At 46.0% G+C, this 14614-nt stretch carries 17 protein-coding genes; 4 read left to right on the forward strand and 13 right to left on the reverse strand.

Annotated features, from left to right (window positions below):
- Nucleotides 1–231: 231 nt before the first annotated feature.
- The 8 genes from fusA to fkpA form a co-directional block, all read right to left on the reverse strand.
- Nucleotides 232–2331 (reverse strand): elongation factor G, encoded by a 2100-nt coding sequence (gene fusA, locus R8O70_RS22720; protein ID WP_005382794.1) that lies wholly within the window; start codon nt 2329–2331, stop codon nt 232–234.
- Nucleotides 2332–2406: 75 nt separating this feature from the next.
- Nucleotides 2407–2877 (reverse strand): 30S ribosomal protein S7, encoded by a 471-nt coding sequence (rpsG, locus tag R8O70_RS22725; RefSeq protein ID WP_005382796.1) that lies wholly within the window; start codon nt 2875–2877, stop codon nt 2407–2409.
- A 101-nt stretch (nt 2878–2978) separates the two neighbouring features.
- Nucleotides 2979–3353 (reverse strand): 30S ribosomal protein S12, encoded by a 375-nt coding sequence (gene rpsL, locus R8O70_RS22730; protein WP_004399892.1) that lies wholly within the window; start codon nt 3351–3353, stop codon nt 2979–2981.
- Between the two features lie 177 nt (nt 3354–3530).
- The gene (tusB, locus tag R8O70_RS22735; RefSeq protein WP_005382799.1) at nt 3531–3806 is read right to left on the reverse strand and encodes a sulfurtransferase complex subunit TusB; all 276 of its coding nucleotides are present in this window, start codon (nt 3804–3806) and stop codon (nt 3531–3533) included.
- 7 nt (nt 3807–3813) lie between these two features.
- Entirely contained in the window at nt 3814–4170 is a 357-nt protein-coding gene (tusC, locus tag R8O70_RS22740) for a sulfurtransferase complex subunit TusC (RefSeq protein ID WP_005382801.1), read from the reverse strand.
- Nucleotides 4167–4562: a sulfurtransferase complex subunit TusD gene (tusD, locus tag R8O70_RS22745; protein ID WP_017633744.1), complete on the reverse strand. Its 396-nt coding sequence runs from the start codon at nt 4560–4562 to the stop codon at nt 4167–4169. The genes tusC and tusD overlap by 4 nt, the downstream gene beginning before the upstream one ends.
- Entirely contained in the window at nt 4559–5281 is a 723-nt protein-coding gene (locus R8O70_RS22750; RefSeq protein ID WP_005382804.1) for a transcriptional regulator, read from the reverse strand. The genes tusD and R8O70_RS22750 overlap by 4 nt, the downstream gene beginning before the upstream one ends.
- A 143-nt stretch (nt 5282–5424) precedes the next feature.
- A complete protein-coding gene (gene fkpA, locus R8O70_RS22755; protein WP_017821751.1) occupies nt 5425–6207 on the reverse strand; it encodes an FKBP-type peptidyl-prolyl cis-trans isomerase in 783 nt (260 codons plus the stop codon).
- Between the two features lie 128 nt (nt 6208–6335).
- Here fkpA and R8O70_RS22760 point away from each other — a divergent pair, with 128 nt between their 5' ends.
- Nucleotides 6336–7322 (forward strand): WD40 repeat domain-containing protein, encoded by a 987-nt coding sequence (locus tag R8O70_RS22760; RefSeq protein ID WP_017633742.1) that lies wholly within the window; start codon nt 6336–6338, stop codon nt 7320–7322.
- Nucleotides 7319–7546: a SlyX family protein gene (locus R8O70_RS22765; protein WP_132699852.1), complete on the forward strand. Its 228-nt coding sequence runs from the start codon at nt 7319–7321 to the stop codon at nt 7544–7546. The genes R8O70_RS22760 and R8O70_RS22765 overlap by 4 nt, the downstream gene beginning before the upstream one ends.
- A gap of 83 nt (nt 7547–7629) precedes the next feature.
- Here the strand turns inward: R8O70_RS22765 and R8O70_RS22770 are convergent, their stop codons facing one another.
- The 5 genes from R8O70_RS22770 to kefG all read right to left on the reverse strand — a co-directional run bounded on the left by R8O70_RS22770 (nt 7630) and on the right by kefG (nt 11954).
- Nucleotides 7630–8571 (reverse strand): isoaspartyl peptidase/L-asparaginase family protein, encoded by a 942-nt coding sequence (locus R8O70_RS22770; protein ID WP_053303049.1) that lies wholly within the window; start codon nt 8569–8571, stop codon nt 7630–7632.
- Nucleotides 8572–8702: 131 nt separating this feature from the next.
- Complete coding sequence (slyD, locus tag R8O70_RS22775; RefSeq protein WP_005381451.1) at nt 8703–9254, reverse strand: peptidylprolyl isomerase; 552 nt, start codon at nt 9252–9254, stop codon at nt 8703–8705.
- Between the two features lie 92 nt (nt 9255–9346).
- Entirely contained in the window at nt 9347–9547 is a 201-nt protein-coding gene (locus tag R8O70_RS22780; RefSeq protein ID WP_005381449.1) for a YheV family putative zinc ribbon protein, read from the reverse strand.
- Between the two features lie 33 nt (nt 9548–9580).
- Entirely contained in the window at nt 9581–11377 is a 1797-nt protein-coding gene (gene kefB, locus R8O70_RS22785) for a glutathione-regulated potassium-efflux system protein KefB (protein ID WP_017633740.1), read from the reverse strand.
- Nucleotides 11361–11954, reverse strand: coding sequence for a glutathione-regulated potassium-efflux system ancillary protein KefG (gene kefG, locus R8O70_RS22790; protein WP_213896549.1), 594 nt, complete (start codon nt 11952–11954; stop codon nt 11361–11363). The genes kefB and kefG overlap by 17 nt, the downstream gene beginning before the upstream one ends.
- A gap of 209 nt (nt 11955–12163) precedes the next feature.
- Here kefG and R8O70_RS22795 point away from each other — a divergent pair, with 209 nt between their 5' ends.
- Together R8O70_RS22795 and R8O70_RS22800 are read left to right on the forward strand one after the other, a co-directional pair.
- Nucleotides 12164–14083, forward strand: a complete 1920-nt coding sequence (locus tag R8O70_RS22795) for an ABC transporter ATP-binding protein (protein WP_042523641.1) — start codon at nt 12164–12166, stop codon at nt 14081–14083.
- Nucleotides 14080–14568, forward strand: coding sequence for a TIGR02444 family protein (locus tag R8O70_RS22800; protein ID WP_033907158.1), 489 nt, complete (start codon nt 14080–14082; stop codon nt 14566–14568). Before R8O70_RS22795 ends, R8O70_RS22800 begins: the two co-directional genes overlap by 4 nt.
- The last annotated feature ends 46 nt before the right edge of the window (nt 14569–14614 follow it).

Here is a 14614-nt window from a genome sequence, read left to right on the forward strand (position 1 = left end):
TGTTTTACCGTGGTCAACGTGGCCGATAGTACCAACGTTAACGTGCGGTTTCGTACGTTCAAATTTTTCTTTAGACACGATCGTGTTCCTTCCTAGTTATGATTCGTCGTGATCATTATTGATCGACGACGCGCCAGAAATTGTTATTTTATGCGCCAACGCCCGTTAGCGCAATATTTGGACGCCCTGATCTCGCAAAAAGTCGTAAACTTTTTGCAGTTCAATCGTCAATTAGTAACCACGCTCTGCAATAATTTTATCTGCGAAGTTTTTCGGCACTTCAGCGTACTCGTGAAACTCCATAGAGTAAGACGCACGGCCTTGAGTTGCAGAACGTAGATCAGTTGCGTAACCGAACATTTCGGATAGTGGTACTTGAGCACGGATGATCTTAAGACCAGCCACACCTTCGTCCATGCCTTCAATGATACCGCGACGACGGTTTAGGTCACCAACAACGTCACCCATCCAGTCTTCCGGAGTGGTTACTTCGACATTCATCATAGGTTCTAGAATCACAGGTTGTGCTTCTAGTGCACCTTTCTTGAATGCCATCGAGCCAGCGATCTTAAACGCCATCTCGCTTGAGTCTACATCGTGGTAAGAACCATCAAATAGTGTAGCTTTAATATCTAGTACAGGGTAACCCGCTAGAACACCACTATTCATTTGCTCTTCGATACCTTTCGATACCGAACTGATGTATTCCTTAGGAATCACACCGCCCACGATTTCGTCTACGAATACGAAACCTTCACCAGGCTCAGAAGGCTCAAGTTTGACCCAAACATGACCGTATTGACCACGACCACCTGATTGACGAACAAACTTACCTTCAACTTCCGCTTTACCACGAATGGTTTCACGGTAAGCAACCTGAGGTTTACCAACGTTACAATCAACGCTGAATTCACGCTTCATACGATCAACGATAATGTCTAGGTGAAGTTCACCCATACCTGAGATCAGAGTCTGACCTGATTCGTCGTCCGTTTCCACGCGGAATGATGGATCTTCCGCAGCTAGTTTACCTAGCGCGATAGCCATTTTCTCTTGGTCTGCCTTAGAACGAGGCTCTACAGCAATCTGAATAACTGGTTCAGGGAACTCCATGCGTTCTAGAATCACTTTGTGGTTCTGATCACACAGTGTGTCACCTGTTGTTACGTCTTTCAGACCGATAGCAGCTGCAATATCACCAGCGCGAACTTCTTTCACTTCTTCACGCTTATTCGCATGCATCTGAACGATACGACCGAAACGCTCTTTCTTCTCTTTTACTGAGTTGTAAACAGCGTCACCCGAGTTTACAACACCGGAGTAAACACGCATGAAAGTTAGCGTGCCCACGAATGGGTCAGTCGCAATCTTAAACGCTAGCGCTGAGAAAGGTTCGTTGTCGTCAGCATGACGCTCAACTTCATTTTCTCTTTCGTCGACACCTTTAATTGCAGGTACGTCAACAGGCGATGGCAAGAACTCAACTACTGCATCCAGTACCGCTTGAACACCTTTGTTCTTAAACGCACTACCACAAGTAGCCAGTACGATTTCGTTATTTAGTGTGCGAGTACGTAGAGCTTGTTTGAGCTCAGCTTCAGTCAATTCACCTTCTTCAAGGTACTTGTCCATCAGCTCTTCGCTAGCTTCAGCAGCGGATTCAACCATGTGGTTGCGCCACTCTTCAGCAAGTTCAATCATGTCAGCTGGGATGTCTTCGTAAGTAAACGAAGTGCCTTGATCGGCATCATTCCAGTTGATCATTTTCATCTTGATAAGGTCGATGACACCTCTGAACTCATCTTCCGCACCAACGTTCAGCTGGATTGGAACAGGAGTCGCACCAAGACGATTCTTAATTTGGTTCACAACGCGTAGGAAGTCTGCGCCCGCACGGTCCATCTTGTTTACAAATACCAAACGTGGAACGTGGTATTTGTCTGCTTGACGCCATACAGTTTCAGACTGAGGTTCAACACCAGATGAGCCACAGAACACAACCACAGCACCATCAAGTACACGAAGAGAACGCTCTACTTCGATAGTAAAGTCAACGTGTCCAGGGGTATCAATGATGTTTACGCGATGCTCAGGGAACTGTGCTTCCATACCACGCCAGAATGTAGTAGTCGCAGCGGATGTGATAGTGATACCACGCTCCTGCTCCTGCTCCATCCAGTCCATGGTTGCTGCACCATCGTGAACTTCGCCGATTTTGTGAGAAAGGCCAGTGTAGAACAGAATACGCTCAGTTGTGGTTGTTTTTCCTGCATCTACGTGAGCACAGATACCGATATTACGGTATAGCTCAATAGGAGTTTTACGAGCCACGATTGTATCCTCTTACTAAGGTGTACCTTAGAGTATAGAAAAGTGCTGCGAGAGAACCTCGCAGCACAGAAGGTATTACCAACGGTAATGAGCGAACGCTTTGTTTGCGTCAGCCATGCGGTGAACGTCTTCACGTTTCTTAACCGCAGTACCTTTGTTCTCAGACGCGTCTAGCATTTCAGCAGCTAGGCGTTGAGCCATAGATTTTTCACCACGCTTGCGCGCAGCTTCAACCAACCAACGCATAGCAAGTGCGTTACGGCGAACCGGACGTACTTCTACAGGTACTTGGTAAGTTGAACCACCAACACGGCGAGATTTAACCTCTACCGCTGGGCGAACGTTTTCAAGAGCTTCTTCAAAAATAGCTAAGTGGTCTTTACCAGACTTTTCAGCCATAGCATCTAGTGCAGTGTAAACGATTTTCTCTGCAGTAGATTTTTTACCGTCAACCATTAGGATGTTAACGAATTTTGCCAGCAATTCAGATTTGAATTTTGGATCTGGAAGGATCTTACGCTGACCAATGACGCGACGACGTGGCATGGATTTATCTCCGTTGTCTTCTTCAGGTTTTATCCAAAACTTTTCAGTTTTTTCAAAAAATTAAAAATAATTTAGTGTTTGGCCTTACTTAACGGAATCCATTAAGACTTAGGACGCTTCACACCGTACTTAGAACGACCTTGTTTACGGTCATTTACGCCAGCACAGTCTAGTGCGCCGCGAACAGTGTGGTAACGCACACCTGGAAGGTCTTTAACACGACCACCACGGATTAGAACAACTGAGTGCTCTTGAAGGTTGTGACCTTCACCGCCGATGTACGATGTAACTTCGAAGCCGTTTGTCAGACGTACACGACAAACTTTACGAAGTGCTGAGTTAGGTTTTTTAGGTGTAGTAGTGTAAACACGAGTACATACACCACGTTTTTGTGGGCACGCTTCTAGTGCAGGCACGTTGCTTTTAACAACTTGCTTTGCACGTGGCTTACGTACCAACTGGTTAATAGTTGCCATTAACTAGCTCCTGATTTACTTGAAAGTAAGCTTTGTGAAAAATCTATCCCCAACTGCCAATGCAGTTAGGGACGCAAAATTCTATGCAGCAGTGAGAGGTGTGTCAAGAAATATACGGATCTTTTTTGTTCAATTAGAACAATTCATCCGTAAAGCTTTGTCGACAGCAAATCTTGTTCAATCCCAAGTTAGGGATTTATCCTGTTTTGCTGTTAGTTCAACGAAGCCTGAGTAATTCACAATCGTCAGCGATGGACTGATACGATTTGCAATACCGCGAGCTTGCGCATCGCTCTCTAACACAAATACGCTGCGGTTTTTTAGATGGGAAAATGCTTTATGTTGCGAGTTAGCAGCGTACACTGCATCTTCTATAAGTAAGATGTCATCCTGTTCACTGCATAAGGGCATGGCGTCTTCTAGAGCAGAGACTGTTTTTATGATGTGTAACATACCTTCCTCAAAAAGACAGTAGCTTGCCAGCGTGTTGTAACTTATCTTTGAGCTGTTCTGAGCTTAACGCTTGGGCTTCAATGACTAAATCCGCTTGCGCCAAACCTCGCTGGGTTAACGACTCTGAACACACAAAGACTTGTTCGATGTCGTATAAATCGAAAAGCTTTAACATCGGCGCGTAATCTTTACTCAAAATATTGTTGGGGTCTTGTCCGAGTAGAAGCTGGTATACCCCGTCACCCATGAAAATGACGCTGATATCTTCACAGTAAGCCGACGCGGCTAACAGTGCATCCACACCTTCACGACCAGCTGCACTGCCATGTGGCGCACTACGAAATAGATAAGTTAACTGACTCAAAACTGTACCACTCTGTCTTGGGTTAACATCGCTTCAGCTAGGCTACCTAAGCCTGCTTGTTCAAAACCATCGGCTAGATTGTTCTGAACCAAACCATGTTGATTCGCTTCTTCTTCACTTACAATCCCGCGACGCAAAGCGGCCGCGACACAAGTTTCTAGGCGAACACCATGCTCTTTAGCCAAAGACTGCCACGCCTTATTGAGATCAAATTCATCGTTAGCTGGCACACTCAAAGCAGTACCATTAGTCACACCATCTTGATAAAAGAAGACGCTCACTAGCTGATGGCCTTGCTCTATCAACGCTTTGGCGAACTGATAAGCACTGCGCGCTGACTGGCTGCCATAAACGGGACCATTCACCACTAACGTGTAAGTCAGTTTACTCACCTTTCATCATCCTCGGTTTTACGTTGACGAATGTACAAGTAAACGGTGTGTTTTGAAATATTAAGGCGATCCGCAACACGGTTGATGGCATCTTTAATATCGAAGATACCTTTGTCGTACAACTCCATCACGATCTGGCGATTTTTGGTGTTGTTAGACACGGATTTATCCGCATTGATCTCTTCGATGGTGCGTTCAACAGTTTGGTCCACCAGCTCTTCTACGTCACTAGCAAAGTTGACCGAGGAAGCCGCTTCTTTCGCTTCTTGCGTCGGCATGAAAGACTGAAGAACTTGCGAGAAAGGCGCATCCAAGTTGACGTTGATACACAACAAACCAATCACGCGATTTTCGCCATTACGAATGGCGACAGTAATCGACTTCATCAACACGCCACCTTTTGCACGGGTAAAGTACGAACGTGAGAAGTTGCGCTCCGAGCCTTCGATGTCTTTTAGCATCTTAAGCGCTAAATCAGTGATTGGTGAGCCGACTTGGCGCCCCGTATTTTCACCGTTAGCGATTTTAATTGCAGAGGTATTTAAGTCTTCTAGAGAGTGAAGAACGATTTCACAAAATGGACCTATCAGGCTGGCGATACCATCCACGACCGCCTCATAAGATCTTAAAATGATTTTGTCGTGCTCGGTAAACGGCATCACGTTAACGGATTCCATTTCGAGCAACATCTCCGCGTTTATTGTTTCTGTAGTTGTCATAAGCCTTCGAGCGAAAAATCAACAAATTGGTGTAAGTTTATCAGAAAATTTGAAAAGCAACCTAGCAAACTCACCAACTAGTGACCTAGAACAAAAAAGGCCCGTTAAACGGACCTTTTTCAATAACTTATCGCAGCTTATTGTTATTGCTCTGCGTTGTCGTTCTCAACTTTTAGCAGCTCAACTTCAAATACTAGCGTTGAGTTAGCAGGAATGCTTGGTGTGTCTTGGTCACCGTATGCTAGCTCTGGCGGGATAACGAATTTGAATTTAGAACCCACAGGCATTAGCTGAACACCCTCTGTCCAACCTGGGATTACACGGTTAAGTGGGAACGTTGCAGGTTCACCACGATCGTATGAGCTGTCGAACTGAGTACCGTCGATCAGAGTACCTTTGTAGTGTACTTGAACCGTATCAGTGTCTTTTGGCTTCTCACCTTCAGCTGGTGTCATTACTTGGTATAGAAGACCTGTATCTGTCTTCACTACGCCTTCTTGCTTCTCAAACTCAGCACGGAAATCATCGCCAGCTTTTTTCGCTTCAGCTGCTTTCTCAGCCGCTTGTGCTTGCATCTTTTCTGCAACACGCTTGTCTAGAGATTCTAGTGCTGCACGTGTTTCTTCTTCATTCAATTCAGCATTGCCTTTGAAGACGTCTTCGATACCTTTTAGTACCAAATCTTTGTTAAGATTAATGCCGATTTCGCTTGGCTTGTCGATGCTTGTGCTTAGGTAGTTAGCAAATGAAACACCGATTGCGTATGCCGCTTTGTCGTCGTCGGTTTTAAAGTGAACCGCTTTACCGGTTTCTGCTTGAACTTGTTCTGCTTGAGGTGCGGTTTCTGTTTTAGTTTCTTCTTTCTGACAACCTACCGCTAGCATAACTGTTGCAGCAAGTAGCGACACTTTTAAAACTGATTTCATTAAATTCTCCCAATAATGGCTCTGCCATTGGTTGTTGTGCACAAATCTTCTATGAGACTAGTGAAGACAATCGTTATACCAATATACTAGCTATATGTCTTAAGACACAAACCGGATTATTAGATGTGATGCAAAGAATTTTTCATTTATTCCTATATTTAATTGTCATCACCACGTTAAATGGTTGCTTTTTCGCCGAGCGTGAAGTGCAGCGTTGGCCGATAGAACCTCAAGGTGCGACGAGCTTCGCACTTAGCAGAGATGGACGGTTTGCTCTGCTCTATTCTCAACAACGTCATTTGATGTTGTGGGACCTAGAGCAAAATGAACAACTAGCCAATCTGGGTGAACTCGATGCCGATGCCAATGTGGTTTCCCATATCCGCATATCTGACAATGGTCGCTACGCAATTACAGCAAGCCAAATGAACTTCGCAGTTTGGGACCTAGGCTGGACGCAATCCGAAGGCCTTTGGTCTATCTCTGATGCGCTCATTCGCGACGTTGATATCACCAGTAATGGTGAACAAGTTCTGCTTGGGTTATCCAACGGTAAAGCAATTTATGTCAACTTAGTCACCGGGCGTCGCATGGAGTTCCTTGCACATCGTGAAAAAGTCAATTCCGTGGCCATTTCTCCTAATGGGCGCTTCGCCCTAACCGGAGGTAATGACTATAAAGCGTATCTGTGGGACACCGAAACCGGACAAGTACTACGAACCTTCGAACATGAACAACGAATTGTTCGCGTGGCCCTGCAAAGAGATGGAAAATTAGCAATGACATCTGATGGCGGAAACCAAGCGATTGTTTGGAATTTAAAAACTGGACAAGAAGTCACACAGTTGAGCAGTTGGTCACGCCAATTAATTTTCTCTACCGCACGATTTTCTGACGACGGGACTCAACTAGTCACAGGAAGCCCTTCTGGCCGTGTGTCGATATGGGATACTCAAACCGGAAAACGAATGAGTGGATTTGAAGTGGAGCCCAAAAAAGACACTCGCCCTCCCCGTGCGGTCGTGTATGATGCAGCCTTTGATTCAAAACAACGCGTAATTACTGCTACTTCAGCAGGTATTGCCCAAGCTTGGCAGTTAGAGAACGGATCATGACAGAAAAAATCATTCAGCAATTGGAAGCACGCATTAATGACTTAGAATGTCAGCTTGCGTTCCAAGAACAGACTATTGAAGATCTGAACAGCGCTTTATCGCAGCAACAACTGCAAATTACCAAGATGCTCGATCAGATGAAATATGTGGTAGGTAAAGTAAAAAATATGGACTCGTCGAATTTAGCCGATCCGTCAGAAGAAACCCCACCACCGCATTATTAAAATGCAGGCTCAAACAGCATAAAGCCCAGAACATGTTCTGGGCTTTGTTGTATTGATTACTTAAGAAGGTTCTCAAGAGGAAGCTATTCGTCGGCGTAGATTTTAACGCTCAGCTCGCCTTGCGTATTAATGCCTGCTCGGTACATGCCAGAACTGTTCATCGCAAAGTGCATCTCACCTTTAGCATCAATGGCAATCAAACCGCCCTCTCCGCCCATCTGTTTGAGATCACCTTGGATAATGTGTTCACAAGCCGTATGAATATCTTCTTGTAAGTAACGCATACGTGCTGCAACGTCTTCCGCAACACGTTTACGAATAAAGAACTCTCCGACACCCGTAGTGGAAACTGCCACAACGCCATTTTCGGCCACCGTACCACAACCAATCAGAGCCGAATCTCCGACTCGGTTGTATTTCTTATTCGTCACGCCACCCGTACTGGTGGCAGCGGCTAAGTTACCTTGTTGATCTAACGCTACCGCACCAACCGTACCGTGCTTACGGTCATCTGGGTAACGAGATTCCGACAAAGCAAACAGTCCTTTCTCACGCATAGACAGCAACTGCTCATAACGGCGATCAGTAAAGAAGTAATCTTGCTCGGTATACTCATGTCCTTGCTCAAAAGCAAACTTCTCTGCGCCCTCACCCACCAACAACACATGATTGCTGTTTCGCATCACGTCACGAGCGAGCTCAATTGGGTTTCTGATATGACGAACCCCAGCGACCGCACCTGCTGCAAGGTTTCGCCCATCCATCACAGAAGCGTCCATTTCTACCATTTCGTTGTTGGTCAGCACTGAGCCTTTACCCGCATTAAAGTTAGGAGAGTCTTCCAATACTTTCACTGCCGCTACGACGGCATCTAAGGCTTCACCGCCCGTTTCTAGAATTTGATGTCCCGCTTTTACCGCAGCTTCTAAATCCGCCAAGATGGATTGTTGCAGCTCATCGCTCATCTGTTCACGCAAGATGGTGCCTGCACCGCCATGAATGGCAATCGAGAAAGGTTTCGTCATCGCTTTGTCCAACTGTTATTCCTTGTATGGTTGGCACTACACCTTAGATAAACAAAAAGCGCAAGTTGAAAACTCAACTTGCGCTTTTCAAAGCTTTGCTAGATAAGATTATCTAGTGAAGGCGCTTATGATTAGTGAGAACCACAGCTACCGCCGCCACAGCAGCCGCCTTCTTCTTCGTGATCGTGGTCATGATCGTGACCACCACAACAGCCACCACCTTGATGGATGTGACCGTGTTCGATCTCTTCTGCTGTTGCTTCACGTGTAGACATAACTTCTACTTCGAAAGTTAGTGTTTGACCAGCTAACATATGGTTACCGTCAACAACCACTTCGTTGCCGTCAACTTCTGTTACTTCAACAGGGATTGGACCTTGGTCAGTGTCAGCTAGAAAGCGCATGCCAACTTCGATTTGCTCAACGCCTTGGAATACGTCCGCAGGAACGCGCTGTACTAGCGCATCGTTGTGCTCACCGTAAGCTTCTTCAGGAGCTACCGTTACTGAGAACTTGTCGCCAGCCACTTTACCTTCAAGTTCTTTTTCAAGACCTGTGATTAGGTTGTTGTGACCGTGAAGGTAATCTAGAGGTGCTTCTGCTGTTGATTGATCAACAACGACACCGTCTTCCATCATTACTTTGTATGCAAGGCTTGCAACAACGTTCTTTTCAATTTTCATACTAACTCCAGGGAGATTAATTGACTTAACCTGAATGGGGTTAAGTACTGAGATATCTGGGTGTATTATGGGGATCAATTATCGAAGTTCAATTACTCCGGCTTAAAAATTCCGATCATTTCCTGATCTGAGTGTTTATTTTTCTCTACAGATTGTGGTTTGCGCTGCTCTGTAAACTCACACTCGACACACTCAACTAACTCGATGTTATTTTCAATCCACCAGCGCAGGGTATCTTGCTGGCTGCAATTTGGGCAGCTAGCGCCGGCAATAAAACGTTTCTTGATTTTCACGCTATTTCCTTAGCTTGAGTCTTGGCTCAAGTACTACTTCCAATGATTAGGTGACTGATGGTCGCTCTCCATTTCACGACCAAATATTTCTTCTAGCTCTTTGCGGGCCTCTTTCGCTCTTTGAGCTAATTTCTTATCTTCATTGTGTTGAGGCAATAAGTCCTTAAGCATAGCATTATCTAACTTGCGAAAATGTGCTTCTGCCCGCTTTGCTTGATAAGGATGCATACCCAGTTCTACGAGCGCTTGGCGACCGAGATCTAGCGCCCCTAAAAATGTTTCACGAGAGTAATTCTCTACACCATGACTCATTAACTGGTAAGCCTCGACACGGCTTCTTGCTCGGGCTAACAACTTAAGTTTCGGGAAGTGCACGCGACAAATGTCCACGATGGCCATCACCTCATCAGGTGAATCAGTACAAATAATCAATGCTTCCGCTTTATCAGCGCCAGCAGCCCTCAATAGGTCAATTTGTGTAGCATCGCCATAAAACACTTTGTAACCATACTTACGTAATAGGTGGATTTGGCTGGCATCACTTTCTAATACTGTCACTTTGATTTTATTGGCATACATTAAACGTCCGACGATCTGACCGAAACGTCCAAAGCCTGCAATGATAACGCGTGGTCGGCGATCCACGACTTTCGTGGTCATGCCCTCTTCTTCTTGATTCAGGGTATGAGCAAACCACTTCTTTTGTCCCATCAGCAAAAGAGGAGTCGTCACCATGGATAGACTGACCACCACCAACAGAAACGCCACTTGCTCTTTGGACAAAATGCCCTCTTGGCTCGCCGCGGTAAATATGACAAAGGCAAACTCACCGCCTTGGCTCAAAATTGCAGCCATACGGCTTCTCGCTTTGGCTCCGACACGGGCAGCTCTCGCCAATGCATACAAAACCAAACCCTTAACCACGACCAAAGCCACCACCGCACCGAGAATCTCTAAAGGGTGTAATGCCAATAACCCCAAGTTTACCGCCATGCCCACCGCAATAAAGAATAACCCCAACAACAGACCTTTAAATGGCTCGATAGCGATTTCCAGCTCATGGCGATACTCACTCTCTGCCAGCAAAACGCCTGCTAAAAAAGTCCCCAATGCCATCGAAAGGCCAAGCTTTTGCATCACGACCGAAATGCCAAGCACGACTAAAAGTGCAGCAACGGTAAAGAGCTCACGAACGCCGCTCATCACGACAAAACGAAATAGCGGACGTAGTAAAAAGTGACCTCCAATCAACAGTGCTACCACACTGCCTAAAATAGTGAAGACATCCAACCAACTTCCACCACTATGCCCGCCTGCTAGCAAGGGCAACATCGCCAGCATCGGGATCACTGCAATATCTTGAAAGAGCAGCACCGCAAAACCAGATTGCCCCGTTTCGGTACCATTAAGCCCTTGCTCTTCAATGACTTTAAGCGCAATCGCCGTCGAGGACAGCGCCAACCCCATCCCGATCACCAAACTCACTTGCATGCTTACGCCAAACATACTGACGACACTACCAATCACGGCGGTCGTGACCACAACCTGCGCACCGCCTAAACCTAAAATCGGCCCTCGCATCTGCCACAATTTTTTAGGGTTTAATTCCAGCCCTATCAAAAACAGTAACAACACAACCCCAAGCTCGGCAAAATGCAAAATGGCATCAACGTCGCTAATTAAGCCAAGCCCCCATGGGCCAATCAACACACCAGCGAGTAAATAACCTAAAACCGAGCCAAGCCCAAGGCGCTGAGCAATCGGCACCGCAATAACCGCAGCCGAAAGAAAGACCACACTGCTTTGAAGAAACTCACTGGTGATCGCCATACTGACCTCCTCGATCTGCCGCTTGCCAGTTTTCAAGTGGGTTACTCAGCCATCCACGGTATAACTCGGCATGTTCGTAGCGTTCAATATCCGAAACATTTCTTGACCAATACAACACCAGAGGTTCAATCCAGTGCATTTGGCATAGGGCTGCCGTCAGTTCAAACGGTTGCAAGATTTGCTCAAGTTGGTATTTGTTGTACCCCTTCGCGCTGAAGGCTTCTTCTTTACCACCTGTTGTAATGACACTGCGCCAGTATTTTCCTTCTAGCGCCGCACCTCCGCCAAACGCAAAGCCTTTACCTAACACTCGGTCTAGCCACTCTTTTAATAGGGCTGGACATGAATACATATAAAGTGGGTGGTGAAATACAATCACATCGTGAGCGAGCAACAACTCATGTTCGTAATTCACATCAATAAAGAAATCGGGGTAAACACCGTAAAGATCGTGCACAGTGACGTGATCAAGCGACTGAGCTTTTTTTATCATCACTTGATTGGCAATCGAGTTATGTGGCTCTGGATGAGCATAAATGACCAGAACTTTTGGGAGAATAGACGGTGCAACAGCCAAATGGTCGTCCTTGTGGTTATTTTTATCCGTTATCAAATTGTTATACTTTTTTGTACAGCATAATGCAATTAAAGCGAATCAATCGACTTTTCCGGTCAATACCCCTACTATTCACCGCTAGATATATACCCAAGTGGCTTTAAAAACGATTGAAACCACTTCGCTATGTAACCAAGCAACGCGCACTGCGCAAAGTGAATGAAAACTTTATGATTACCTTCTCTGATATTCAGTTACTGCGTGGCGGTAAACCTCTTTTAGACCAAGCTTCTGCGACTATTCACCCTGGCGATAAAGTCGGTCTTGTGGGCAAAAACGGCTGCGGTAAATCAACGCTGTTTGCCCTACTGAAAGATGAACTGTCAATTGATGCAGGCTCATTTAGCCAACCTCAACATTGGGAGTTGGCCTGGGTCGCACAGGAAACGCCTGCGCTAGAGCGCACTGCACTGGAATACGTCATTGATGGTGATCGCGAATACCGCGCTCTCGAAAAGCAGTTAGCTGAAGCAGAAACACAAGACAACGGAACCCTAGTTGCCGAGATACACGGTAAAATTGAAACCATTGGTGGTTACAGCATTCGCGCTCGCGCGGCAGAACTGCTCGATGGTTTAGGGTTCAGCCAAGAGCAAATGAGTTGGAGTTTGACCCAATTCTCGGGTGGTTGGCGTATGCGTCTTAACTTGGCTCAAGCGCTATTGTGTCGTTCTGACTTATTGCTACTCGATGAGCCAACCAACCACTTGGATTTGGACGCGGTAATGTGGTTAGAGCGTTGGCTACAAAACTACCCTGGCACGCTGATTCTGATCTCGCACGACCGAGACTTCCTTGATCCAATCGTTGGTCGCATCATTCACATCGAGAATCAGCAGCTGAACGAATACACGGGTAACTACTCGTCATTCGAAAACCAACGCGCACAAAAGATGGTGTTACAACAAGCGATGTTTGAAAAGCAACAGAAGCAGATGTCTCACATGCAAAGCTACATCGACCGCTTCCGTTACAAAGCATCAAAAGCACGCCAGGCTCAAAGCCGTATTAAAGCTTTGGAGCGCATGGAGAAAGTGTTACCAGCTCAATTCGATAACCCATTTAGCTTCCAATTCCGTGAGCCAGCTGCGCTGCCAAACCCAATCATGATGATGGATGAAGTATCTGCAGGTTACGGTGACAACCTCATCTTAGAGAAGATCCGCTTGAACTTGGTTCCTGGCAGTCGTATTGGTCTACTCGGCCGTAATGGTGCGGGTAAATCGACATTAATCAAGCTGCTCTCTGGTGAACTTAACGCGCAAGGTGGTGACCTAACTTACTCACAAGGCGTGAAAATTGGTTACTTCGCTCAGCACCAGTTAGAAACGCTTCACCCTGAAGAAACGCCGCTGCAACACATGATGCAAATCGCACCCGATCAAACCGAACAGCAGCTACGTGATTACCTAGGTAGCTTTGGCTTCCAAGGTGACAAAGCACTAGAAAAAGTTGCGCCGTTTTCTGGTGGCGAAAAAGCCCGTTTGGTATTGGCTTTAATTGTGTGGCAAAAGCCAAACCTGTTGCTACTTGATGAACCGACCAACCACTTAGACTTGGACATGCGCCAAGCACTTACGATGGCACTGCAAACATTCGAAGGTGCGATGGTGATTGTTTCGCACGACCGCTATTTACTGCGCGCTACGACCGATGACTTGTATTTAGTGCATGATCGACAAGTTGCTCCGTTCGACGGTGATTTAAATGACTATTATAAATGGTTAACCGAACAACAAAGAGCGGAACGCAAAGAAGCGCAGGCTGCGCAGCCAAGCAAAGATACGGCCAACAGCGCAGCTGCGAAGAAAGAGCAAAAACGTCGCGATGCAGAGTTTCGAAAACAGACAGCGCCAATTCGCAAAACGCTGACACAACTAGAAAATAAAATGGATAAGTTAGGTGCTGCACTGGCCGAAGCTGAAGAACAATTGGCGGACAACTCACTGTATGCGGCCGAAAATAAAGCTAAACTTAACCAAGTGCTGGCACTTCAAGCTTCCAGTAAAGCTGAGCTCGAAGAAATTGAAATGGAATGGATGTCTGCTCAAGAAACGTTGGAGCAGATGGAGCTAGAGTTTAATCAATGAGTAATCAACACGCTGAATACACACTCACCCTAGAACACCTTTGGCAGTTTAGTCTGCAATTTTATGGTGTGCGAGAAGTGAAAGAGGCGTGTTTATCATTACAGAACAACTACCACGGTAACGTGAACCTACTCCTGCTGCTCAGATGGCTCGATGAGCAGCAACTCATTTTCCAAGAAAAAGACTGGCCCTTGGTGCAAGACTGTCTAGGTAGGAGCGAAACTTTACTTCACTCCTTTCGCGACCTTCGTCGCCACCTTAAGTCTCAAGTCAATGACGCTTTGTATCGTGAGACCTTGCAGTTTGAGCTGCAACTAGAAAAGCAGCAACAAGCGGATTTGGTGGACTGCATTAACTCACTTGCACTACTCAAAAATGATGGTGACCCACTGACGTTGAGATACTGTCGTCAACTCGGTGGGGAGCATTTGCAGCAAGCCTTTGCTATTCCGGTGCCAAACATTCAACCACCAAAACGCCCATAAATCTGTAGAATACCTATAATCTTTATAAAGGATTATATTAATAAGT

It is taken from the genome of Vibrio sp. 779(2023) (assembly GCF_033344285.1).
GTDB classification, from domain to species: domain Bacteria; phylum Pseudomonadota; class Gammaproteobacteria; order Enterobacterales; family Vibrionaceae; genus Vibrio; species Vibrio alginolyticus.